Below are 22,764 nucleotides of genomic sequence, written 5' to 3'. Positions count from 1 at the left end.
GAATTGTCAATCTTCTTTCCTTGATTTTGTCGGTATTTGGAGGATCAGATTATCATTTCTATATAAAATTGTCTCTTTTTGCTGTTTTTATGTCAACAGTTTTTTATCTTTGTGGAAGTTTGGCTTACGTTGTGAAGCTACTGGATTTTATATGGATAGCAAGCATGAAAAACACTGAAAATAATCGGATATGGCTGATCGGCTGCGTGGGTTTATTTGTCTCTTCGTATAGTGATGTTGAGGCTGCTACCGAAGAACATCCCAATTTGCTGGTGGTGATGGCCGACCAGTTTCGGGGCGATGCGCTGGGTTTCCGGGGAAAAGAGGCGGTTAAAACACCGAATCTGGATCGGTTTGCTCAGGAAGCTGTCGTTCTGACTCAGGCAGTCAGCGGTTATCCGGTATCTTCTCCGGCAAGAGGTATGTTTTTAAGCGGGGCTTATCCGCACGAGAATGGAGTGTTGACCAATTGCCAGTCGGTATCAGCGCATCAGAATGTGGAACTGCGGCAGGATCTGACCTGTTGGTCGGATGTATTGGCACAGGCCGGATATGCAACGGCATACATCGGGAAATGGCATTTGGATAAACCTTACGCTCCGTATGTGGACTGTTCGAACAACAAAGGAGAAATGGCCTGGAATGAATGGTGCCCGCCCAAAAGAAGGCATGGCTTTGATTATTGGGTAGCTTATGGAACATACGACCAGCATTTGCGTCCGCTTTACTGGAATAAAGATTCAAAAAGGGATGAGTTTTATTATGTAAATCAATGGGGACCGGAATATGAAGCCGACCTGGCGATTCAGTATCCGGACAGTATCCGTTCGGCAGGCAAACCTTTTGCCCTGATGGTGTCGATGAATCCGCCTCATACTGGATATGAGCTGGTCCCTGACCGGTATAAACAGGAATATGCGTCGTTGAATGTGGATTCGATTGCCCGGTCTTTACCGAGTCTGATGCAGTCTGACGAAAAATATATCGACTTGTTCAAGCGGAGTGTGGCGGATTATTATGCCTGCATAACGGGAGTGGACGAACAATTCGGACGGATTATTCGGGCGCTGAAGGAAAATGGGCAGTATGACAATACGATCGTCGTCTTTGTCTCGGATCATGGCGATTCGATGGGAATGCACAATAACATCGGGAAGAATATCTTTTACGAAGAGGCTATGCGGGTTCCTTTTCTGATTTCGTATGGGAAACAGCTTACTCCGAGGAAAGACGACCAGTTGCTTATCTCTCTTGAAGACTTCTGTCCGACGATCTTGTCGCTGATGGGCTTTCAGCAGGAAATTCCCGTTACTGTCCAGACCCGCGACTTGAGTGAACAGATCCGGGGCAGCCGGGAGAAGATGCCTTCTTCCCAGCTTTATATGTTTTATGGTGCCGTAAATGAAACCGGAAAGAACCTGACAACAGGTGCGCGTGGCGTACGGACTCTTCAATATACGTATGCTGTCCGATACAAGGATGGTGTGATAACGGATGAATATCTGTTTGACCGGAAAGCTGATCCTTTCGAACTGGATAATATAGCCGGTAAACATCCGGAACTTATCCGTCAGTTGCGGGCAGAACTGAAGCAACGGATGGAAACCGTGCACGATCCGGCATTCACCATATTGAAATAAGTCGGACGGCGGTTGCGAGCTAAGTATTAAATCAATAAAGAACCTATAAAATTGTAGTATGGTTATGAGAAAATTAATTTTAGGAATCGGCCTCTGCCTGTTAGTCTGTTTGCAGCTGTTCTCGCAGAGTGTCGTAAAAGAGTCATTGCAGTTCCGTAGTGAAAAAATGGGGAAAGACATCCGTTATTCCATTTATTTACCGGATGGATATGACGTATCTGACCGGAAATACCCGGTGCTTTATCTGCTTCATGGCTGGACAGACGATGAGACTTCCTGGCTGCAGATGGGAAACATGCAACGTATCACCGATGATGCGATTAAGCAGGGTATTGCTATTCCAATGGTTATCGTCATGCCCGATGCGGGAGAAAGCTGGTATGTCAATTCATACGATGGGAAAGTCCCTTACGAGGATATGTTTTTCGAGGAACTGATTCCTTATATCCAGCAGACTTACAAGGTTCGGACGGATCAGCAGTATCGGGCCATTGCCGGTTTGTCGATGGGAGGTTACGGAGCGTTTCTGTATACCTTGCATCATCCGGATTATTTTACGGCATGTGCTCCGTTGAGTGCCGCCATTTATACGGAAGAACGGATGAAGGAATCGTTGCATACGACCCGAGGAGAGCTTTTCGACCGGATATACGGTAAAGGGAATCTGACGGAACACTGGTATAAAAACAGTGTGCTGCACATCTTGAAGGACTGGAAAGAAGACACGCCGCTGAATGTACTTTATTATATTGATTGTGGCGATGATGATGTTTTGTTGCATGGCAATAATGAAGCACATGAACTGTTGCAGCAGAAAGGTATCAAGCATGAGTTCCGGGTTCGTGACGGCTATCATTCATGGACGTACTGGCGGACAGCATTGCCTTCTGTCCTTGAATTCATCAGTAAGCGGTTTAATCGGAGTTGAACTTATTATTTACTATTAATGGAAACACTTATATGGAAAACGGAAAAAAGAAAGGAATGACGCGCCGGGAGTTTCTCGGCTTTTCAGCATTAGGTCTGGCGGGATTGACTATCTTGCCGAGCTGGAGTATGAATGGAATTCGTATTGCTCCGAGCGATCGGGTTGTATTGGGTTTCATTGGTTTGGGACAACAAGGTCTGAGCGATTTTGGCGGATTTGCCCAATGTCCGGGCGTACAGGTCGCAGCGGGTTGTGATGTCGATTCGATGAAGCGCGAACGCTTCGTTCGGCGTATTACCAAATGGCAGGCAGAAAACGGAATGCCGCAGCGGTGTGATCAGTATGAATTCTATGAGGAGATACTCGAACGCAAGGATATTGATGCCATCGAAGTAGCTACTCCGGATCATTGGCATGCCTTGTGTACCATTCATAGTTGCCAGTCGGGAAAAGACGTATATTGCCAGAAGCCTCTGGCTTATACCATTACGGAAGGACTGGCGATGGTAAAAGCGGTACGGGAGAATAAACGGGTTCTTCAGGTAGGTAGTCAGCAACGTTCGGATAAGGAGTTCCAACAGGCCATCGCATTGGTACAACAAGGAGCCATCGGTCATATTGAAAAGATCTATGCGCGGGTAGGCGAGCCTCCTAAACCTTTTGATCTGCCGGAACAGCCAGTTCCCAATAACTTGAACTTCAACCAATGGATGGGCCCGTTGAATGATCCGAAGATTCATTATCATCCGGATTTGTGTCCTCCTATATCCTTGGATCCGGAAAAGAATGAACAGTTGTGGGGCGCTTGGCGCTGGTATCGCGAGACTGGAAACGGTTATACTTCCGACTGGGGCGCACATATGTTTGATATTGCCCAGGCTGCCATCGGAATGGATGGTTCCGGTCCGGTAGAATATATTCCGAAGGGATATAACGGAACGAAATATGCAACCATGAAATATGCCAACGGCATTGTGATGACCGAGCAGCCGTATCGGGAAGATAATCCGAATGCGCAGGGCATTCAGTTCATCGGAGATAAAGGTTGGATTAAGGTAGCTCGTGGTTATATCGAATGTTCAGATCCGTCGTTGTTGGAGAAGAAAGAAACGAAGATCGCCAAAGGACAGTATGAAACCAGCGCGCCGCACATGCAAAACTTTATCGATTGTGTCCGTTCGCGTGAGAATCCGATTGCCCCGGTTGAAGTGGGTTGCAGCACCAATACGCTTTGTTGTCTGACAAATATTGCTCTCGAGTTGGGACGTCCGGTGAAATGGAATCCGGCTACGTTGAGTTTTGTCAATGATAAAGAAGCCGCAGCTCATCGTCTGTACTGGTATCAGTACCGGAATCCGTATTCTTTGCCGGACTGGTATTAATTCTTCTGAAGGATAAAAGCAGTCACCTTCTTGACGAGAGGCTGAAATAAAACCCGGATTTCTCGGTCTGATATGAAATCATTACCTGAGAAATCCGGGTTATATATGATCTTCTTCCGATAAAGCCGTTAAATCTTCGGTAATTCCCACGGCGCACGATACTGTTTGCACAGGTAAGCATCGGCTTCACTGTCGTGGAAACTTGTTCCGTCCCAGCTTAACTTCTTGCCGGTCCGGTAGGCAATATTCCCTAACTGAGAGAATTTGGCGATGTGTGCTCCAATCTCAATGCTGGCATTACAGTTACGGTTCCGGCTTTTGATGCATTCCAGGTGATTCTTAACATGCAGGTTCAATCCGCCTTCGCCGTAGGCTTTCTTCAGAGGAACAGCTTCCATGCGGGCCTGTCCGTTTACTTTCTCCGGAATGACTTCCCAGCCTCCACGGTCGACAACCAATGTTCCGTTTTCTCCCACAAAGCCTAATCCATGGTTTCTTCCGTAGGCTCCGTCATCAATGCCGATGGCATGATCCCACATAACAGTGAAACCGTCGAAGGTATAAATCGTCTGTAATAAATCAGGGGTTTCGCAGGCATCATCCGGATAACCGAATTTACCACCTGACGCCATAATAGACTTCGGCGCCGTTACATTCATGCCAAATAAAGCATAGTCGAGCAAGTGAACGCCCCAATCTGTCATCAGTCCGCCAGCATAATCCCAGAACCAACGGAAAGTAAAGTGGAAGCGGTTGCGGTTAAACGGGCGTTTGGGTGCCGGGCCTAACCACATATCGTAATCAACACCGGCCGGAACAGGTTCGTCAGGCTTAACCGGAATAGACGGACACCAGCCTTGATAAGAGAATACACGTACGGTTCGGATCTTTCCTAATTTACCACTGTGTACGAAAGCCATCGCATCTTGCCAGTGCGGGTCACTTCGTTGCCACTGGCCAACTTGTACGACGCGGTTATACTTCTCGGCAGCCCGAACCATAATATTACATTCTTCAATACTGTTGCCTAAAGGCTTTTCGCAATAAACGTCTTTTCCGGCCTGGCAGGCATAGACAGCTTGCAGGCAGTGCCAGTGATCGGGTGTGCCTACAATAACAATATCAACATCTTTATTGTCGATTACCTTACGCCAGTCTTTATAAAGGTGTTTGACTTTCTTTCCGGTTATTTTCTCTGTCTCGGCAGCCCGGTTGTTAAGTACACTTTCATCGATATCGCATAATGCAATACATTCTACTTCGGGATTACGGAGAAAAGCTTTCAGGTCTTCAAATCCCATACCGTTACAACCGATTAATGCCACTTGGATTTTGTCATTTGCTGAGACAGCATTCGATGCTTGAATAAAAAAAGGACTGAATGTAAGTCCGGCTCCTAACAGAGAAGCCTGCTTGAGGAAATCTCTACGCGTTGTCATGGTTTATATCCGTTTTTATAGTTAACAATCACATGTGACAAATATAATCATAATAATTTGATAACTGTATATGGGCCGACAATTATTTGTTTATGTGTTGCATATCCTTTACTTTGTAAGGACAGGCAGCGTTTAACCACAAGTCTTGCCCTTTCCTATGAACAAGTGAAAGAAAAATATTACTTTTGTGAAGACTACTGGAAGCAGTAGCTTACGAAAAGAAAAAGAACAATAAAAACACAAAAGAATATGAGTAATATAAAAGTAGGAGACAAGGTCCGTTTCCTGAACACAACAGGCGGAGGCATCGTAACGGCTTTCCGTGGGAAAGATCAGGTTTTGGTAGAAGATGAAGATGGTTTTGAAGTACCGGCTTTGATTCGGGAATGCGTAGTAGTGGGCGATGGTCCGCAAGTGCATAGTTCGAATAAGCCGAAAGTCAATGCGGCTGAGTTGGAAAAACAGATTACCAGCAAGCGCCAGCAACCGGAAGAGCCGGAGGAAGAAATAGAAGAAACTCCCGAAGGTGAACGTCTGAATGTGTATCTGGCTTATCTTCCGACCGATCCGAAAGCGATTCAGCAGTGTGGTTATGAGGCTTACTTTGTGAATGACAGCAATTACTATCTGTTCTTTAACTATATGAGCCGGGAAAATAACAGCTGGACAAGCCGTTATAACGGAACCATCGAACCCAATACCAAGATTTTCCTGGAAGAGTTTGAAAAGAAAGACCTGAATGCACTTGAGCGCATTTGTGTTCAGCTGATTGCCTTTAAGAAAGACAAACCTTATTCCTTGAAGAATGCCATTTCAGTAGAGCTCCGTTTGGATACCGTGAAGTTCTATAAACTGCATTGCTTTATGGAAAATGACTTCTTCGACGAGGATGCGATTATCTGCCCGATTGTGCGTAATGACTTGCCGGAACGGGAAATGCTGGTTTCTGCTTCAGAGTTGCAGGAAGCCATGCAGCAGAAGGTGCGTAATGATAGTCCGTCAAAGCAGCCTAAGCAATCCATTATCAAGAAAAAGGAAGCGAACTCATCAATCCTTGAAGTCGATTTGCACATTGCTGAACTGTTGGATGACATCCGTGGTTTATCGAACAGTGATATGTTGAATTATCAGCTGGATAAATTCCGGGAAGTAATGGATCAGTATGCTTCTCAGAAAGGGCAGAAGATCGTATTCATTCATGGAAAAGGTGATGGCGTGCTGCGTAAGGCGATTGAAAAGGAACTGAATACTCGTTACAAACAGCATTACTATCAGGATGCTTCTTTCCGTGAATATGGCTTTGGTGCGACGATGGTAACAATTAAATGAACAATTGAAAAGTGACAATGGGTAATTCATTGTCTGCTTTCAATTCTTAATTTTTGAGTAGAGAATATGCACACTGAAATAGAACGGAAGTTTTTGGTTACGGGTGATTTCTCGGCAGATGTGTATGCCAGCAAACGGATCGTGCAAGGTTATATCTGTTCTCAACCGGGAAAGACCGTACGTGTCCGGATTCAGGATCAGAACGGTTTCCTGACAATTAAAGGTCCTTCCGACGAAAAAGGCATGAGCCGGTATGAATTCGAACAGACTATTCCTTTGGATGATGCCGAACAACTGCTCCGTCTTTGCGAACCGGGAGCTATTGATAAGGTACGTCATTTGGCTAAAGTCGGGAATCATGTATGGGAAATCGACGTTTTCCATGGAGCCAACGAAGGATTGATTATGGCAGAAATCGAACTGGAAGCTGAGGATGAACCGTTTGTCATGCCGGCTTGGGCAGGAAAGGAAGTGACTGGTGATCGGAGGTATTACAATTCGATGCTTACCCAACATCCTTTTACAGAATGGAACCAATAGGTGATGAGTTTTTGGGTTGATAAGTTCTGTTGCTTTAAGGGAAAGAATCGTGAGAACTGGCAAGCTCAAAAACTGACAAACTAAAAAAGTGATTTTAATAACAAATAGAACAATGCGTATGAAAAGATTATTCTTATTTGTCGCTACTGTCTTGTTGGCGTTGCCTTTGAAAGCGGATGAAGGTATGTGGATTCTTCCGTTGCTGAAGGAGCAGAAGTTCGACGAGATGAAAAGCCTTGGACTCAAGTTGCAGGATTATGATATCTATAGTCCGGATCAGGCATCACTGAAAGATGCGGTAGTCATCTTTGGTGGCGGTTGTACGGGAGAAATTGTTTCGCCCGACGGCTTGTTGCTCACCAATCATCATTGTGGATATGGATCTATCCAGTCACATAGTACGGTTGATCATGATTATCTGACGGATGGTTTCTGGGCCACCACACGTGATCAGGAGTTACCGAATCCGGGACTGACGGTTACGTTTATCGACAAGATTGATGAGGTAACAGATTATGTGAAGGCAGAACTTGCTAAAGATAAAGATCCGAACAGTATGAATTATCTGTCACCCAGTTTCCTGAACAAGCTGGCAGAAAAGAAAGTCGGCAAGAAGTTCTTGCAGAATAATCCGGGGACGGAAGTAGAAATCAAGCCTTTCTTCGGAGGTAATCAGTATTATATGTTCACGAAGAAGATTTATTCGGATGTCCGTCTGGTAGGAACGCCGCCTTCGGCTATCGGAAAGTTTGGCGCTGATACCGACAACTGGATGTGGCCGCGCCATACAGGCGACTTTTCTGTCTTTCGTGTCTATGCGGATAAGAACGGAAATCCGGCTCCTTATTCCGAGACCAACGTGCCTTTGCATCCAAAGCGCTGGATGAAGATCTCGATCAAGGGCTTTCAGGAAAACGACTTTGCCATGATTATGGGTTTCCCCGGACGGACCAATAAATATTATACTTCCTGGGAAGTGGCTGAACGTCGTGATATCGACAATGCCGTCCGAATTAATATCCGGGAGTTGCGGCAGAAAGCCATGCTCGAAGAGATGCTGAAAGATCCGAAAGTGCGTATCCAATATGCCAGCAAGTATGCCAGCTCTGAGAATGCCTATAAGAATTCGATTGGAAGTAACTGGGCTATTAACAAGCGGAACTTCGAACAGGTCAAACGTGATGAACAGGAAGCTTTGCTGGCTTGGGGAAAGAAAGAATGCCAGCCGCAATATGAAGAGGCACTGCTTACTCTTGAACAGATTGTATCAGACCGTAAGGATCTGCGTTCCCGGAAATGGATGTTGGACGAAGCCATCGTAAGAGGTATTGAATTTACCAGTGTGCCAACCGATGTGGATACGTTGATTACTGCTTTGACAAAAGACGATCAGAAAGGAATCAAGAAACAATTGTTCCTGTTGTCGAATGCATTCCGGCGTTTCTATGATAAAGACTATGCACCGGAGGTAGACCGTAAAATAGCAAAGGTTATGCTGAAAGAATATCGCCGTCTGGTTCCTACGAAAGTAGAGCCGGCTTATTTCGCCAATATCGATAAGAAATATAAAGGTGATGTCGATAAGTTTGTCGATGAACTGTTTGAAAAGTCTATCTTCGGCAGTCAGGAAAACTTCAGCCGCTTTATTGCTCATCCTACGGCAAAAGAACTGGAACAAGATCCGATGATTCAGTTTGCCCTTTCCGTGAAGGCTGAACAACGGGAACTTAATCAGGCGCTGAAGCAGTTTGATGACGGATATAATCTGGCTCACCGTACGTATGTGGAAGGTTTGTTGCGGATGAATAAAGGAGAAGCTCAATGGCCGGATGCCAATTTCACCCTGCGTTTGACGTATGGTCAGATCAAAGGATACAGTCCGCGGGATTGTGATTATTATGGTTGCCAGACAACACTTGACGGTGTGATGGAAAAGGAAGATTCGACCAATTGGGAATTCGTCGTTCCGCAGCGCCTGAAAGACTTGTATGCGAAGAAAGACTTCGGCCCTTATGCTGCGGCCAATGGAAAGATGCCGGTGGCATTGTGTGCGACTACGCATACGACGGGCGGTAATTCCGGAAGTCCGGTGATGAATGCTGAGGGCGAATTAATCGGTATTAACTTCGACCGCAATTGGGAAGGTGTCGGCGGTGATATCGAATATCTGCCTGATTACCAGCGAAGCATCATTGTAGATATTCGCTATGTCTTATTCCTGATTGACAAGTATGCCGGAGCCGATTATCTGTTGAAAGAAATGGAAATCGTGAAATAGACAAAAAAATAACGGATAGTTCCGAAAGGAGCTATCCGTTTTTATAAAGCTGTGTTCTTTTGATATCGAGAATTTTAATTAAGACATTACCTTATCGAGCTCAGAAGCCTTTACTCTGAAGATATGTCCGTTTCGAGAAAATACCAGTTCGCCGTCTTCTTTCTTTTTCTGACTAACTAAGCGCTGAAATGCAACATTCGCACCTTTCACAATATTCTCCTCGAATTCTCTAAGTTCTTGCTCACTCATGACTTTCAAGTTTTTGATAAATAACCTGATTGAATATTTCTTTTTTCTCATTCTTGAAGCCTTTGGCAATTACTTCCATCGGCGACATAGAATTGTCTGTAATCATCCAGTAATCACAAATAGGAAGATATAATTCAAAAAGATTATGTATTCCGGCTTCGTATCTTCTACGAATGGTCATCTCCGGAATATTGTGACCGCCAGCGGCCACTCTCATTTTGACACGTTCAATCGCCAATTCCGGCGTGTTCAGCCAGAAATACAACAATGTCACGTAATATCCTTCCCTTTGGGCTTCTTTGATCAGATTCGCAACCGATCTCGTAGCCAGTGTCGTTTCCATTGCAAAAGTTTGACCTGCTGCAATGAGTTCTTTGATTCGTCTATACATAATACGACTTGCTTCCACGGCAACCGCAATGCTATCGGCATTAAAGGGAGATAGACCTTTTGCTATCTCATCGGAATTAACGAACTCCTTACATTTCAGCATTTCCGGTAGAATCGTGAAGGAGGCAGTTGTCTTGCCTGCTCCATTACAACCCGCTATTATATATAAATAAGGCACTTCTATCTGTATTTTTACGGCACAAATATAGAGAATAGTTTTCTAATTATGCAAATCTTACAACACATTTTTTGTCTTTCTGTGCAAAAAATGTACTCGTTAACATATACTTCGTCCTAAAAACCGGCGGTTTTGTTAAAATTCATACCCAAAGCAGGTCACTCATGATTCCGTCGGAGACGAAGATTCCTTCTTTTGTCAATGTTAATTTTCCGTCCTTTTGCAACAATAAATGACGTTTCTCGTACGTTTGTGCTAAGTTCAGGCAATATTTTAACTTTTTCTCTCCGAATTTCTCTGACAGTTCGTTCAGATCAATTCCCCACATCGTGCGCAGATGAGTCATAATATATTCATTATAACGCGTATTTTCATCCAGTTGTTCATTTTCGAGGGCAGGCTTTCCTGTTCGGATGCCTTTGATCCATTCGGGAAGAGAGGCTACATTCCATTCGCGTTCCGTGCCGTTGTAGGAATGAGCCGACGGACCAAGACCGAGGTATTTCTTGCCTTTCCAATACGAACTGTTGTGGCGCGCGTACCAACCTGGGCGGGCAAAGTTCGAAATCTCGTAATGCTGATAGCCGGCAGCCGCCAGGTTTTCAATCAGAAGGGTGAAAAGAGTCAGGCTGGTGTCTTCATCGACTGCAGTGATTTTCCCGGCTTCCAGCAAACGGTATAAGGCAGTTCCTTCTTCATAGATCAGATGATAAGCCGAGATATGCGGTATATCGAGCCGGAGAACCTCGTCGAGATTCTTCTGCCATTTCTCGGGTGTTTGTCCGGGAAGTCCGTAAATCAGATCTATACTTATATTATATAAATCGTGTTCCTGGCAGAGACGTACGGCACGGAGCGCTTCCTCGCGGTCGTGACGCCGGTTGAGAAACTTCAGGTCGGCTGCATCAAAACTCTGTACGCCCATACTGATCCGGTTGACAGGCAACGAGCGCAGTGCGGCCACATAGGCAGGAGTCATATCATCGGGATTGGCTTCGAGGGTGATTTCCATATCCTGATTCACCGGGAAATTCCGGTAAATGGCTTCAAATAGCTGATTGAGATTTTCAACAGATAGCTGAGACGGCGTTCCGCCACCGAAATAAATGGTTTCCAATGTTTCTCCTTCCAGATAATTCTTGCGGAGTTCCATCTCCCGGATCAAAGCCGAAAGATAAGCTTCTTTGTATCCCATGTCGGTATTGGAGTAGAAATCACAATACAGACATCGTTTCTGACAAAAAGGAACATGTATATAAAGGCCTGCCATACGTTGTGTATTTTGCTCGGGAATTCGAGCCTTTTCCGTGTACTGATAATCGTTTTTCTGAAGGTTGTTGCCAATCTTCTGTTTCTTTCTCTAGGCAAAGATAAAGGGAATAGATGAATAAGAGATCCTTTTCCTGTTATAATTTTATCGTTTCACCCTTGTGTGTCTTTTTGTAAATAAGGTTGACTCCTAAAAAACAAGAAGATGAAAGAAAGCAATTATGAACAAGAGAAGTTTCGGAAGAATCAGGAAAGAGAGATTTTCCGTTTGGTAAAGCAAGACAACGTCTCCATCCAGGAAGTGGTTCAACAATATGGAGTAAGTCGTTCGAGCATTTATCGAATAATAGCTACCTTTGAACGAGAAAATCCTCTAGAAGCAGAACTCATGAAAAAGCAAGGAAAAGACGTGACGCCGGAAGACTACAAGAAGCTCCTCGAAGAGTTGTCGTCACTGAAGAAAGCATTGGCCGAAGAGCGTTTGCGCGCAGATTTCTACCAAGAGATGGTCGCCTATGGCGAGGAAGTGTATGGCATAAAGCTAAAAAAAGCTGGCACCAAGTAGTCCGTAGGCTGCATGAAAGGGACAGGGAACGGTATAAGGTCGTTCCCCTGTGCCGTCTGCTTGGTGTGAGTAAACAAGCCTACTATAAGCATGAGGACAAGGTACTGCAACGTCTGATGGAAGAATCTTTCGTTGTGGAGTTTATCAAGGAAATCCGAGGGAAAGATCCGGGCATAGGAGGGAACAAGCTTTGGCAGATGTACCAGAGCCGGTTTGGTTCCCATAGCGTGGGTTATAACCGTTTCTATGACATCATCGAACGTTATGGCCTGAAAGTCCGTAAACGGAAAAGACGCGTCAAGACAACCGATTCCGACCATGAGTATCCAGTCTATCCGAATCTGATTAAGACATACATTCCGGATCGTCCCTGCCAGCTGATAGTCAGCGATATCACCTATATACCTTACTGGACAAAGCCGGAAACGGGCGAGTACGATTTCTGCTATCTTTCTTTAGTAACGGATTACTACACAAAGGAAATCATCGGTTACAGTGTGGGCGACACGCTGGAAGCCCGTTATCCTTTGGACGCATTGAACATGGCCTTGGCCTATTATAAGGGCAAGGATCTTAATGGATTGATCCATCACTCGGACCGTGGTGTCCAATATGCCTGTTACAGTTATATCTCCCGGTTGAAGGAACATCATATAAAGATAAGCATGACCGAAAGCGGCAATCCCAAAGATAATGCCGTGGCGGAACGAGTCAACAATACAATTAAGAATGAACTCCTTTTGGGGCAATCCTTTTACGGCGTATCGGAAGTTAAATCAGCTATAAGGATAGCGGTCGATTTCTATAACAATGAGCGTCCTCATTTGAGTCTGGACGGTATAACTCCTGCTGAAGCCTCCGCAATGAGGGGAACAATAAAGAAACGCTGGAAGAGTTATCGGGAATTAGCCATCCAAGGAGAAATGTCTAATGCCTTCGTTTCTGCCAACCAGGTGGAGACAAACTCTTTGGAGGCTTCGCGCCTCCAGCCGTAAGGCAAACCACCGCGGTGGTTTTTTCATTATTTTTATCAGGATAAAAGATCTTTGTTTATTTTTGCCCAAAATAAGAAAAGACAACCTGCAGGGTGAATAACAAAAAAATGAGTCAACTCAGTATATAAATAAGTTAAACTACAGTCAACCCCTTCTATTTATAAAGAGATTTTAAGTCAACCAAATTCGTTAAATGACAGTGGAATGATCGTTTCACCTATGTGGAACGATCGTCTCACATAGGTGGAACGATCGTCTCACCCGGGTGAAACGGTTTATTTAAAAAGACATTTTAATAAGATATTTACAGCTTCGGGGAATAAAGTCTGTTTGTTCTTTATCTGTCAGGCCTTTTTTTACTTCTTGTTTGCGAAAAAGATTTGGTGGGAATTTCGAGAAGAAAGAATCAATAGGATTTTGTCTTGCTTTATCCAGGAAAAACGTATCTTTGCTGGCAATTGAGAATCTTAAATTTTAGACACGATGATTAAAAAATTTTGTGTGGCAGCCATGGCCTTGTGCATGATGCTGTCGTGTGCTCAGAAACAACAGCAAAAAGAAGAAGCCGCAGCTCCGGCAACAACTCTTTCTGGTTTGAATCCGGCCGATTTTACTTCTGAAGTAGATGGCAAACCGGTAGCTTTGTATGTATTGAAAAACGCAAAGGGCGCTGAAGCTTGTATTACCAACTGGGGCGGCCGTTGGGTTTCGATGATGGTTCCTGACAAGAACGGAAAAATGACGGATGTCGTATTGGGTTATGATAAATTGCAGGATTATATTTCCAGCACAGGAAATTTCGGTGCTTTGATCGGCCGTTATGGCAACCGTATTGCGAATGGTAAGTTTACTTTGGATGGCGTTGAATATACACTGCCGCAGAATGATAAGACGAACTGCTTGCATGGCGGACCGAACGGTTTCGACCGTCAGATATGGGATGCCAAGCAACTGAGTGATAATTCTGTTGAATTGACGTATGTGTCAAAAGACGGAGAAGCCGGCTTCCCGGGTAATCTGAATGTAAAGGTTGTTTATACCTTGACTGACGATAATGCAATGGATATTAAGTATGAAGCAACAACCGATAAGAAAACAGTGGTTAACTTGACTAATCACAGCTATTTCAATCTGTCGGGTGTGGCAGGTTCTACGATCTTGGATCATCAGCTTTCTATCAATGCCGACAATTACACTCCGGTAGATACGTTGTTTATTCCGACGGGTATCGCTCCGGTAGAAGGAACTCCGATGGATTTGCGTGAACCGGTTACAATCGGCGACCGTATTAATGGCGACTTCGAACAGCTGGTAAAAGCTGGTGGTTACGATCATAACTGGGTATTGAATACGAAGGGTGATATCAATCAGGTAGCAGCAACGGTCGTTGCTCCGACCAGTGGCATCCAGATGCAGGTTTATACTAACGAACCTGGCCTGCAGGTTTATTGCGGAAATATGATGGCTGAAAAGGAAAATGGAAAACATGGTGTCGTTTATCCACGCCGTGGCGCCATCTGTCTGGAATCACAACATTATCCGGATACTCCGAATCATCCGGATTTCCCAAGTGTCGTATTGGAACCGGGACAGACTTACAAGAGCGAATGTATCTATAAGTTCAGTGTGAAATAAAATTACGGAATATTTTGTAATGTCAAAGGCGTTGCCGGAAGCAAAATGACTTCAGGCAACGCCTTTTTTATTCACCGGATTCTGCCTTGTAAGATTAAATAAAATGATTAACTTTGCCTTTGACATTAAAAAAATAGCATGCGATGAAAACACAAATACCAGAACGGCTTTCTGCCTTGCGGGAAGCCATGAAAAAGCAGAATATTTCAGCTTATATTATTCCAACAACCGATCCGCACATGAGTGAGTATCCGGCAGCATGCTGGAAGTATCGGGAATGGATTTCCGGTTTTACCGGGTCGGCAGGAACTGTAGTGGTAACATTGGAAAAGGCCGGTTTGTGGACTGACTCCCGGTATTTCCTGCAAGCTGAAGCGCAGCTGGAAGGCAGTGGCATCGATTTATATCGGTTGAAATTGCCCGATACTCCTTCAATTACGGATTTCTTATTGTCTGAATTGAAGTCGAAGGAAACAGTTGGGTTGAATGGTGCTACTTACAGTGCGGCTGATGCTAAAAACCTGAAGCATTCGTTAGCTCGAAATGGTATCGAACTGAATACAGACTGTGCATTGTTGGACGAGCTGTGGAAAGATCGTCCGGCACTTCCGGGAGCTCCCATTTTTGATTTGCCGGTAGAACTGAGTGGTCGCTCTACGGAAGATAAACTGAATGATATCAATTTGCGTCTGCATCAGGCTGGAGCTGATTGTACGGTGCTTTCAGCCTTGGATGAAGTAGCCTGGACTTGTAATATCCGTGGAACAGATGTAGCCTACAATCCGGTTGGGGTTGCATACATGTTTGTATCCAATGATGAGAACGTTCTTTTTATTGACCCGAAGAAAGTGCCAGTTGAAGTGGGAGAACGTCTGAAGAAGGAAGGCGTCGTTTTGGCCGACTATTCTTGTCTGACGACTTATCTGTCCCGTTTGCCGGAACATACGCGCGTTTATCTGGATACAGCGCTTACGAATGTGGCTATTTGCAATGCATTGCCTCAATCTGCCCAGATTATTGAAGGTATCTCTCCGGCTAATACATTGAAGAGTATCAAGAATGAAACGGAGCGGAAAGGATACCGGAATGCCGTTGTGAAGGATGGCGTTGCCTTGACCAAATTCTATTATTGGCTGGAAAAACAGATGGCTGCCGGCGAGAAAGTAACCGAACTGAGTGCCAGTCACAAGCTGACGGCTTTGCGTGCTGAACAACCTTTATACGTTATGGATAGCTTTGCCAGCATTTCCAGTTACGGTGCGCATGGAGCTGTGGTTCATTATTCTCCGACTCCGGAAACCGATGTGGAGCTGAAACCGGAAAGCCTTTATCTGCTGGACAGTGGTGCCCAGTATCTGGATGGAACAACGGATATAACCCGTACGATAGCCTTGGGTGAACCGACTGAACAGATGAAGAAAGACTTTACCCGGGCATTGAAGGGAACTATCAGCTTGGGTAAATGTAAATTCCCGGTGGGTATGAGAGGTAGCCAGTTGGATATTTTAGCACGTAAAGCTCTTTGGGATGCCGGCATCAATTACCTGCATGGCACCGGACACGGCATTGGGCATTGCCTGAATGTACACGAAGGTCCGCAGAGCATTCGAATGGAAGAAAATCCGGTTGTTCTGGAAGCTGGTATGGTAATGAGTGACGAGCCGGCTATGTATCGTGCCGGACAATACGGAATCCGTACCGAGAATATGATCGAGATATGTGAAGACAGCGAGACGGAATTTGGTAAATTCCTGAGAATGGAAACGCTGACCTTGTGTTATATCGATACGCGTCTGGTAATTGTTTCTATGCTGTCGGCCCGTGAACATGCTTGGTTGAATAAATATCATCAGACTGTATATGAAAAGCTGAGTCCGTATCTGACAGACGACGAACGCGCTTGGCTGAAGGAAAAGACAGCCGAAATTTAAAGAGATGGCAAAAGAATAAGTTGACGGGGAAACTTTGTCTGCCCGTCAACTTATAAAACTATAAACTAAATAACTCACAAGCTCTATGGCATTAATTAAATCAGTAAGAGGTTTTACTCCGAAAATCGGAAAAGATACTTTTTTAGCCGATAACGCAACGATTATCGGTGATGTTGAAATCGGTGAAGGTTGCAGTGTCTGGTTTGGAACTGTTGTACGCGGCGATGTCAATTCCATCCGTATCGGTAATGGTGTGAACATTCAGGATGGTTCGGTGTTGCATACGTTGTATGAAAAATCGACGATTGAAATCGGTGATGATGTTTCCATCGGTCATAATGTAACCATCCATGGCGCCAAGATTTGTCATGGCGCACTGATCGGTATGGGAGCCGTCGTCATGGACCATGCTGTCATTGGAGAAGGCGCTATCGTGGCTGCCGGCTCTGTTGTATTGAGTAAAACCATTGTTGAACCGGGAAGTATTTATGCCGGTGTTCCGGCCAAGTTTGTCAAGAAAGTTGATCCGGAACAGTCGAAAGAAATAAACCAGAAAATCGCCAAGAACTATCATATGTATTCTTCGTGGTACACGGAAGAAGACAACAAAGAACATAAATAAAATAATATGAAGAAGGAACTGATGACTTTAGGAGCGCTCTCATGGGCGCTGCTGGCTTGTACGCCACAACCACAAACGGAAGAGAAAAACATTGATTTTTCTCCGGTAACACCATTGAATGCACCGACGTATGTTTGCTACAAGGCTCCGGGTGAAATCAAAATCGACGGAAAGCTGACCGAATGGGATGCTATTCCGTGGACTTCTGATTTTACGGATATCGAAGGAGACAAGCGTCCGGCCCCGTTGTATCAGACGCGGGCTAAAATGGCATACGACGAAAAAGGTATGTATTTTGCTGCCTGGATGGACGAGCCTCATGTGTGGGCTTATCAGACAGAGCATGATTGTGTGATTTTCCTGGAGAATGACTTCGAGATCTTCCTCGATCCGACAGGTGATACGCACAATTATCTGGAATATGAAGTAAATGCCTTGGGTACAGACTGGGACTTGTATTTGAGCCAGCCATACCGGAACCGTCCGGCTGTATTGAATGGCTGGGAATTTGCGGGTATGAAATCGGCTGTTTGGGTGGATGGCACGATCAATAATCCGAATGATACCGACAAAGGCTGGGGTGTGGAAGTCTTCATCCCGTGGGAAACTTTAAATCAGGTTATGAATGATCATAAAGGTGCTCCGAATAAGGGTGATCAGTTCCGGGTGAATTTCTCTCGGGTGGAATGGACTACCGAGGTAAAAGACGGCAAATATGTGAAGATCCCGATCAAGGGTGAAGATAAGATCCGTGAATATAACTGGGTTTGGGCACCAACCGGAATTATCAATATCCACTTGCCTGAATACTGGGGTTATGTTCAATTCTCTGATAAAGTGGCTGGCCAGGGCGAAGATACTTTCCAGGAAAAGCCGGAGGAAGCGGTGAAGTGGATGTTGCGCCAGTTGTATTACCGGCAGAAAGAATATCAGGAAGCGACAGGCGAATTTGCTGCTACAGCAACGGCGCTGAAGGCTTCAGATATTTGTTCGGCTGAACAGGTAGCTAAAATGACCGTAGAACGGACAGCTTCCTTGTTCGAAATCTCATTGCCGGCAGCAGATGGTTCAGTATGGCGGATTAACCAGGACGGTTTCGTCTGGAAATAATCAGCCCGTTCTGTTACTGAAATAACAGAAGAAGAAGGAAGAAAATAAAGGGCAGCCAGGTAACATCGCTTTTTTCATCGGAGTAGCGTTGGTACCTGACTGCCTTTCCAATACCTGCTTGAATCTATCTGTTGGAAGAACCAGTTAATGTGGAACAAGATGTTCCGTTTAGGCCTGAATCGGGAACAATGGATTCACGGCCTTTGGGGAAATGGCAATAAAAAGAGATAAAGATGCATCGAACAAAAGACAATTTTAAGTATCTGACGACGGCTCCGGTGCCTAAAGTGATTATGACACTGGCCGTTCCAACCATTGTCAGTATGCTGGTTACTTCTTTCTATAACATCGCCGATACCTATTTTGTGGGGAAGATTAATACTCAGTCGACTGCTGCAGTAGGAATTGTATTTTCTGTCATGTCGATCATACAGGCTGTCGGCTTTTTCTTTGGTCACGGTTCCGGTAATTATATTTCCCGCAAATTGGGAGCTAAAGAAGATGAAGCTGCCAGCAGGATGGCGGCTACCGGATTTTTCCTGGCGTTGTCGCTGGGCGTGATTCTTATGCTGCTCGGACTATTGCTGCTCCGTCCGCTTTCGTATGCCTTGGGCTCGACGCCAACGATTCTACCCTATACGGAGCGGTATCTGGGAATTATATTGTTGGGTTCTCCCTTTATGATTGCTTCGCTGGTCTTGAACAACCAGATGCGTTTTCAGGGAAATGCTGCTTATGCCATGGTGGGAATTGTTGCGGGTGCGGCAACCAATGTAATCTTGGACCCGATCTTGATTTTTGTCTGCGATTTAGGAATTTCAGGTGCGGCTATAGCCACTGTAATCAGTCAGGTGTTTAGCTTTTGCCTGCTGTTTTATATGGGGCGTCGTGAAGGTAATATCCGCATTCATTACCGGAATTTTACTTTTTCATGGAGCTTCGTGAAAGAGATTATCGGAGGAGGAACACCTTCATTGGCCCGTCAGGGACTGGCCAGTATTTCGACTATCTTCTTGAATGTGTCTGCCGGTAATTATGGTGATGCTGCCATTGCCGGCATGTCTATTGTGTCGCGGATCGGTATGTTTATCAATTCATTCCTGATAGGTTTCGGTCAAGGTTTCCAGCCTTTATGTGGATTTAATTATGGAGCCGGGTTGTATGCTCGTGTTCGGCAGGGTTTCTGGTTCAGTGTCAAAGTGGGTTTTATCTTTTTACTGTGCTGTTCGGTGGCCGGAATGGGTTATGCCGAAGAAATCGTTGCCTTGTTCCGGAAAGGCGATCCGTTGGTGATTGAAACCGGTTCGGCAGCTTTGCGCTGGCAATTGATTACTTATCCGTTAGGCGCGTGGATCATATTGAGTAATATGATGCTGCAGACCATTCGTAAATCGGTCAGAGCTACTATCCTGGCATCTGCCCGTCAGGGATTGTTTTTCATCCCGTTGATTTTTATTCTGCCTTATTACTTAGGTTTGCAGGGTGTTGAAATGTGTCAGGCTGTATCAGACATGTTTACCTTTGTATTGGCTATTCCGCTGTCAGGAGGCGTATTGTTGGAGATGAAACGAAAAGAAGCAGTGGCCAAAAGATGAATACAAAAGATGAATAGTTGGCAGCTGAAATATCATTTGGTTAAAAATGCAGGGTATTCCTTAATAATATGTACCTTTGCAGGGGAGAAAGAAAATAGATATTTATGGAAATAGCAGCTTTAGTTTCAGGCGGAGTAGACAGCTCGGTTGTCGTACACATGTTGAAGGAGGCCGGATATGATCCGACTATCTTTTATATCCGTATCGGAATGGAAGACAAAGACGGATACATTGATTGCCCGGCAGAGGAAGATATAGAAATAACTTCTTATATCGCCAAGAAATATGGTTGCCGCTTTGAGCAAGTTTCGTTGCATGATGAATATTGGGACAAAGTGGTGAGTTATACCATTGATTCGGTGAAACGCGGACTGACTCCGAATCCGGATATGATGTGTAATAAGTTCATCAAGTTTGGTTGCTTTGAAGAGAAATGGGGAAAAGACTTCGACAAGATTGCAACCGGGCATTATGCGACGACGACGGAAATCGATGGGAAAGTCTGGCTTTCGACGGCTAAAGATCCGGTAAAAGATCAGACCGACTTTCTGGGGCAGATCACGCGGTTGCAGATACAGAAACTGATGTTCCCGATCGGACATCTGATGAAGAGCGAAGTCCGTGCGATTGCTGAAGCACAGAAATTACCCAGTGCGAAACGTAAAGACAGCCAGGGAATCTGCTTCTTGGGGAAAATCAACTATAATGATTTTATCGAACGCTATTTAGGTAAGCGACCAGGAAAGATTATCGAGCTGGAAACGGGCAAAGTCTTGGGCAAGCACAACGGATACTGGTTCCATACCATCGGTCAGCGAAAAGGCCTGGGATTAAGCGGCGGTCCGTGGTTTGTCATCAAGAAGGATATCCGTCGGAATATTATTTATGTATCCAATGGCTATGATCCGGAAACGCAGTATGGCAAAGTGATCAATATGCACGGCTTTGATTTTATCACCGAAGATATCTGGGGCGAATTTGACGACGCCAAGGAAATAACCTTTAAAGTACGTCATACGCCTGAGTTTACGCATGGCTGTATCCGCCGGATTGGAGATGTTTACCGTATCGAATCGGATGATAAGATCCAGGGTATTGCTCCCGGACAATACGGTGTGGTTTATGATAAGGACCATCATTTGTGTCTGGGCAGCGGTATGATTATAAACGATGAAACAGGTAACGAGTTGACAAGATAACGGCGTTCAGTATCTAAAGCCTTGTCAACGGAAACCTTACTCAATAAGAATGAATAAACTAAAAACGAAATAAACATGCAGAAACCATCTATCCCTAAAGGAACAAGAGACTTTTCGCCGGAGGAAATGGCGAAACGTAATTATATATTCAATACAATCCGTGATGTCTATCATTTGTACGGATTCCAGCAGATTGAAACACCGGCCATGGAAAACCTGTCTACCCTGATGGGTAAATATGGCGAAGAAGGAGACAAACTGCTTTTCAAGATCTTGAATTCAGGCGATTGTTTCTCGAGCATTTCCTGTGAAGAGCTGCTGGAAAAGAATCCGGTGAAGTTTGCGGCAAAAGCCTGCGAAAAAGGCTTGCGTTATGACTTGACCGTTCCGTTTGCCCGTTTCGTGGTGCAGCACAGGAATGAGATTTCTTTCCCGTTCAAGCGTTATCAGATACAGCCGGTTTGGCGTGCCGATCGTCCGCAGAAAGGCCGTTATCGTGAATTCTATCAGTGTGATGGTGATGTGGTTGGTTCGGATTCTTTGATCAATGAAGTGGAACTGATTCAGATCATGGATGAAGTATTCCATCGTTTCGGTATCCGGGTGTGCATCAAGATGAATAACCGGAAAATCTTGTCGGGAATAGCCGAAATATTAGGCGCGGCAGATAAGATCGTTGATATTACCGTGGCTATCGACAAACTCGATAAAATCGGTTTGGAGAAGGTGAACGAAGAGCTGCGTGAAAAGGGTCTTTCTGAAGAGGCCATCAGTAAGCTGCAGCCGGTGATTATGTTGAGCGGAACGAACCGGGAAAAGATCGCTTCATTAAAAGAAATTCTGGCAACTTCTGAAACCGGTATGAAGGGAATTGCCGAGATGGAATTCATCTTGGATCGGATTGAGAAATTAGCTTTGCGTGCCGAACTGGAATTGGATTTGACGTTGGCCCGTGGCTTGAACTATTATACGGGTGCTATCTTCGAAGTGAAAGCCTTGGATGTGCAGATCGGAAGTATTACCGGTGGTGGCCGCTATGATAATCTGACAGGAGTGTTCGGAATGGAAGGCGTTTCAGGAGTAGGTATTTCCTTTGGTGCTGATCGTATCTTCGATGTATTGAATCAGTTGGATCTGTATCCGAAAGATGCTTTGCAGACAACACAACTTCTGTTCGTCAATTTCGGAGAAAAAGAAGAAGCCTATCTGTTGCCTTTAGTTGCCCAGGTTCGCGCTGCCGGTATTCGTACCGAATTATATCCGGAGTCAGCCAAGATGAAAAAGCAGATGAGTTATGCTGATACGAAAAAAATCCCGTATGTGGCTATCGTCGGCGAAACCGAAATGACAGAAGGCAAAATCAATGTCAAGAATATGATCACTGGCGAGCAGCAGTTGCTTACAGTGGATGAATTGATAGCGCTGTTCTAAAGTTATCAGGCGATTTTATATATCTCAGCAAAAAATCCAAAAGTTACTATTGTTATAAA

General features: G+C 44.9%; 19 protein-coding genes. 15 read left to right on the top strand and 4 right to left on the bottom strand.

Annotated elements, in window-relative coordinates:
- Positions 1–164: 164 nt before the first annotated feature.
- From NEE14_RS08650 to NEE14_RS08640, 3 genes are all read left to right on the top strand, one after another.
- Positions 165–1,640 carry a sulfatase-like hydrolase/transferase gene (locus NEE14_RS08650; protein ID WP_251968361.1) on the top strand — a complete coding sequence of 492 codons (1,476 nt, stop codon included), beginning with the start codon at positions 165–167 and terminating at the stop codon, positions 1,638–1,640.
- A 64-nt stretch (positions 1,641–1,704) separates the two neighbouring features.
- Positions 1,705–2,568: an alpha/beta hydrolase gene (locus NEE14_RS08645; RefSeq protein ID WP_251968360.1), complete on the top strand. Its 864-nt coding sequence runs from the start codon at positions 1,705–1,707 to the stop codon at positions 2,566–2,568.
- A 32-nt stretch (positions 2,569–2,600) separates the two neighbouring features.
- Complete coding sequence (locus NEE14_RS08640; RefSeq protein ID WP_251968359.1) at positions 2,601–3,950, top strand: Gfo/Idh/MocA family protein; 1,350 nt, start codon at positions 2,601–2,603, stop codon at positions 3,948–3,950.
- A gap of 128 nt (positions 3,951–4,078) precedes the next feature.
- On the opposite strand, the gene NEE14_RS08635 is transcribed toward NEE14_RS08640, so the two are convergent.
- A complete protein-coding gene (locus NEE14_RS08635; RefSeq protein WP_251968358.1) occupies positions 4,079–5,389 on the bottom strand; it encodes a Gfo/Idh/MocA family oxidoreductase in 1,311 nt (436 codons plus the stop codon).
- A 249-nt stretch (positions 5,390–5,638) separates the two neighbouring features.
- Here NEE14_RS08635 and NEE14_RS08630 point away from each other — a divergent pair, with 249 nt between their 5' ends.
- The 3 genes from NEE14_RS08630 (at position 5,639) to NEE14_RS08620 (ending at position 9,536) form a co-directional block, all read left to right on the top strand.
- Positions 5,639–6,718: a DUF2027 domain-containing protein gene (locus tag NEE14_RS08630; protein ID WP_251968357.1), complete on the top strand. Its 1,080-nt coding sequence runs from the start codon at positions 5,639–5,641 to the stop codon at positions 6,716–6,718.
- A gap of 66 nt (positions 6,719–6,784) precedes the next feature.
- On the top strand, positions 6,785–7,258 hold the full coding sequence (locus NEE14_RS08625) for a CYTH domain-containing protein (protein WP_251968356.1): 474 nt from the start codon (positions 6,785–6,787) through the stop codon (positions 7,256–7,258).
- A 118-nt stretch (positions 7,259–7,376) separates the two neighbouring features.
- Complete coding sequence (locus tag NEE14_RS08620) at positions 7,377–9,536, top strand: S46 family peptidase (RefSeq protein ID WP_251968355.1); 2,160 nt, start codon at positions 7,377–7,379, stop codon at positions 9,534–9,536.
- A 78-nt stretch (positions 9,537–9,614) separates the two neighbouring features.
- Here NEE14_RS08620 and NEE14_RS08615 read toward each other — a convergent pair whose 3' ends face one another.
- The 3 genes from NEE14_RS08615 to hemW all read right to left on the bottom strand — a co-directional run bounded on the left by NEE14_RS08615 (position 9,615) and on the right by hemW (position 11,623).
- Positions 9,615–9,785 carry a hypothetical protein gene (locus tag NEE14_RS08615; RefSeq protein WP_251968354.1) on the bottom strand — a complete coding sequence of 57 codons (171 nt, stop codon included), beginning with the start codon at positions 9,783–9,785 and terminating at the stop codon, positions 9,615–9,617.
- Positions 9,778–10,353: a zeta toxin family protein gene (locus NEE14_RS08610; protein ID WP_022456869.1), complete on the bottom strand. Its 576-nt coding sequence runs from the start codon at positions 10,351–10,353 to the stop codon at positions 9,778–9,780. Before NEE14_RS08610 ends, NEE14_RS08615 begins: the two co-directional genes overlap by 8 nt.
- 142 nt (positions 10,354–10,495) lie before the next feature.
- Positions 10,496–11,623, bottom strand: coding sequence for a radical SAM family heme chaperone HemW (gene hemW, locus NEE14_RS08605; RefSeq protein WP_251968353.1), 1,128 nt, complete (start codon positions 11,621–11,623; stop codon positions 10,496–10,498).
- A 204-nt stretch (positions 11,624–11,827) separates the two neighbouring features.
- Between hemW and NEE14_RS08600 the strand changes: the two genes are divergently transcribed.
- The 9 genes from NEE14_RS08600 to hisS all read left to right on the top strand — a co-directional run bounded on the left by NEE14_RS08600 (position 11,828) and on the right by hisS (position 22,705).
- A complete protein-coding gene (locus NEE14_RS08600; protein ID WP_251968791.1) occupies positions 11,828–12,187 on the top strand; it encodes a helix-turn-helix domain-containing protein in 360 nt (119 codons plus the stop codon).
- Entirely contained in the window at positions 12,088–13,182 is a 1,095-nt protein-coding gene (locus tag NEE14_RS08595) for an IS3 family transposase (protein WP_317259029.1), read from the top strand. The genes NEE14_RS08600 and NEE14_RS08595 overlap by 100 nt, the downstream gene beginning before the upstream one ends.
- A 486-nt stretch (positions 13,183–13,668) precedes the next feature.
- Complete coding sequence (locus NEE14_RS08590) at positions 13,669–14,817, top strand: aldose epimerase family protein (RefSeq protein ID WP_251967797.1); 1,149 nt, start codon at positions 13,669–13,671, stop codon at positions 14,815–14,817.
- Between the two features lie 143 nt (positions 14,818–14,960).
- Positions 14,961–16,748, top strand: coding sequence for an aminopeptidase P family protein (locus tag NEE14_RS08585; RefSeq protein WP_251967729.1), 1,788 nt, complete (start codon positions 14,961–14,963; stop codon positions 16,746–16,748).
- 85 nt (positions 16,749–16,833) lie between these two features.
- Complete coding sequence (locus NEE14_RS08580; RefSeq protein ID WP_251967730.1) at positions 16,834–17,370, top strand: gamma carbonic anhydrase family protein; 537 nt, start codon at positions 16,834–16,836, stop codon at positions 17,368–17,370.
- A gap of 6 nt (positions 17,371–17,376) precedes the next feature.
- Positions 17,377–18,480, top strand: a complete 1,104-nt coding sequence (locus NEE14_RS08575) for a carbohydrate-binding family 9-like protein (protein WP_251967731.1) — start codon at positions 17,377–17,379, stop codon at positions 18,478–18,480.
- A 233-nt stretch (positions 18,481–18,713) separates the two neighbouring features.
- On the top strand, positions 18,714–20,075 hold the full coding sequence (locus NEE14_RS08570) for an MATE family efflux transporter (RefSeq protein WP_251967732.1): 1,362 nt from the start codon (positions 18,714–18,716) through the stop codon (positions 20,073–20,075).
- A 104-nt stretch (positions 20,076–20,179) separates the two neighbouring features.
- On the top strand, positions 20,180–21,274 hold the full coding sequence (gene mnmA, locus NEE14_RS08565) for a tRNA 2-thiouridine(34) synthase MnmA (RefSeq protein WP_251967733.1): 1,095 nt from the start codon (positions 20,180–20,182) through the stop codon (positions 21,272–21,274).
- A 75-nt stretch (positions 21,275–21,349) separates the two neighbouring features.
- Entirely contained in the window at positions 21,350–22,705 is a 1,356-nt protein-coding gene (hisS, locus tag NEE14_RS08560; RefSeq protein WP_251967734.1) for a histidine--tRNA ligase, read from the top strand.
- Positions 22,706–22,764 lie beyond the last annotated feature (59 nt).

Origin of the sequence: Parabacteroides sp. AD58 (assembly GCF_023744375.2) — a bacterium.
In the GTDB taxonomy this organism is placed as follows: domain Bacteria; phylum Bacteroidota; class Bacteroidia; order Bacteroidales; family Tannerellaceae; genus Parabacteroides; species Parabacteroides absconsus.
This window is presented reverse-complemented; position numbering and strand designations above follow the sequence as displayed.

Coding starts and splice junctions, on each gene's coding strand:
- NEE14_RS08570 (WP_251967732.1), top strand. CDS start 18,714: ATGCATCGAACAAAAGACAATTTTAAGTATCTGACGACGGCTCCGGTG.
- NEE14_RS08585 (WP_251967729.1), top strand. CDS start 14,961: ATGAAAACACAAATACCAGAACGGCTTTCTGCCTTGCGGGAAGCCATG.
- hemW (WP_251968353.1), bottom strand. CDS start 11,623: ATGGCAGGCCTTTATATACATGTTCCTTTTTGTCAGAAACGATGTCTG.
- NEE14_RS08630 (WP_251968357.1), top strand. CDS start 5,639: ATGAGTAATATAAAAGTAGGAGACAAGGTCCGTTTCCTGAACACAACA.
- NEE14_RS08650 (WP_251968361.1), top strand. CDS start 165: ATGAAAAACACTGAAAATAATCGGATATGGCTGATCGGCTGCGTGGGT.
- NEE14_RS08600 (WP_251968791.1), top strand. CDS start 11,828: ATGAAAGAAAGCAATTATGAACAAGAGAAGTTTCGGAAGAATCAGGAA.
- NEE14_RS08645 (WP_251968360.1), top strand. CDS start 1,705: ATGAGAAAATTAATTTTAGGAATCGGCCTCTGCCTGTTAGTCTGTTTG.
- NEE14_RS08580 (WP_251967730.1), top strand. CDS start 16,834: ATGGCATTAATTAAATCAGTAAGAGGTTTTACTCCGAAAATCGGAAAA.
- NEE14_RS08635 (WP_251968358.1), bottom strand. CDS start 5,389: ATGACAACGCGTAGAGATTTCCTCAAGCAGGCTTCTCTGTTAGGAGCC.
- hisS (WP_251967734.1), top strand. CDS start 21,350: ATGCAGAAACCATCTATCCCTAAAGGAACAAGAGACTTTTCGCCGGAG.
- NEE14_RS08625 (WP_251968356.1), top strand. CDS start 6,785: ATGCACACTGAAATAGAACGGAAGTTTTTGGTTACGGGTGATTTCTCG.
- NEE14_RS08575 (WP_251967731.1), top strand. CDS start 17,377: ATGAAGAAGGAACTGATGACTTTAGGAGCGCTCTCATGGGCGCTGCTG.
- NEE14_RS08640 (WP_251968359.1), top strand. CDS start 2,601: ATGGAAAACGGAAAAAAGAAAGGAATGACGCGCCGGGAGTTTCTCGGC.
- NEE14_RS08615 (WP_251968354.1), bottom strand. CDS start 9,785: ATGAGTGAGCAAGAACTTAGAGAATTCGAGGAGAATATTGTGAAAGGT.
- NEE14_RS08620 (WP_251968355.1), top strand. CDS start 7,377: ATGAAAAGATTATTCTTATTTGTCGCTACTGTCTTGTTGGCGTTGCCT.
- mnmA (WP_251967733.1), top strand. CDS start 20,180: ATGGAAATAGCAGCTTTAGTTTCAGGCGGAGTAGACAGCTCGGTTGTC.